This is a genomic window from Rhodococcus sp. MALMAid1271, assembly GCF_049195265.1.
Taxonomy (GTDB): domain Bacteria; phylum Actinomycetota; class Actinomycetes; order Mycobacteriales; family Mycobacteriaceae; genus Rhodococcoides.
In genome coordinates this window covers 1-404 of the sequence record NZ_JBMIRQ010000073.1, presented here as the reverse complement: position 1 = coordinate 404, position 404 = coordinate 1, and the positions used below count along the sequence as shown (strand labels likewise).

Sequence of the window (404 nt, the reverse complement as noted above, 5' to 3'; positions counted from 1 at the left end):
ATGTCGGAAGGACGCTTCTGCGTCGACCCCGAACTACGCGCCTACCTCGAAGCCCTGTTCTCCAAAGCCGCGAAACCCGGAGTGAACAACCCCGCAGACCCCACATCAGTCGTGCACGACGACACCGACAGCACGTCCAGTGCGTCCAGTACGCCCGAGCCCGAGCCGACGTCCGGTCCAACGGACAATGGCGATGCACGCCTGTGGGATGACACAACACCCGAGGACACTGCCGAATCCAGCAACAGTGCCGACTCCAGTAACACTGCCGAATCCAGTAACAGTGGCGACGATGAAACGACAGCCACCGCGGCACGGGACGCCGCCGCCGCTCGTGATCCGCGCAGCCAACGCGAACGCTGTCACGACGCCCTGAAACTGGCGCTCCGGCACACGCTCGCCTC

The 404-nt window shown here is 64.4% G+C and carries 1 pseudogene; it reads left to right on the top strand.

Features of this window, described 5'->3' with window-relative positions:
- Positions 1 to 404 (top strand): annotated as a pseudogene (locus ACOQFP_RS10300) (HNH endonuclease); the annotation flags it as partial.